We start from the raw sequence: 261 nt of genomic DNA, 5'->3' as shown, positions 1-261 counted from the left end.
CGCATAGAGCTCGTCCCACGTCACGCGCTTCTTTCCCGCGAGCGGATGATCGCGCCGGCACGCGGCGACGAAGCGCTCCTGCAGCAGCAGCCGGAATTCGACTTCAGGCTCCTGGCTGCCCATGAAGCTCACACCGAAATCGGCCTCGCCGCTGATGACGGCGCTCAGCACCTCGTTCGCGCTCGCATCCAGCAGCTTGACGCGAATGCGCGGAAAGCGGCGATGGTAGCTGGCGATCACGTTCGGCAGGAAGTAGTAGGC

The 261-nt window shown here is 64.8% G+C and carries 1 protein-coding gene; it reads right to left on the bottom strand.

Features of this window, described 5'->3' with window-relative positions; translation table 11 throughout:
- A partial coding sequence (locus tag SB786_RS36720) for a LysR substrate-binding domain-containing protein (protein ID WP_410731649.1) occupies positions 1-261 on the bottom strand: 261 nt, incomplete at both ends.

This window comes from Burkholderia sp. SIMBA_062 (genome assembly GCF_046534765.1).
Lineage (GTDB): Bacteria > Pseudomonadota > Gammaproteobacteria > Burkholderiales > Burkholderiaceae > Burkholderia > Burkholderia ambifaria.
The sequence above is the reverse complement of the archived record's forward strand: the minus strand, read 5'-3'. Positions and strand labels throughout refer to the sequence as shown.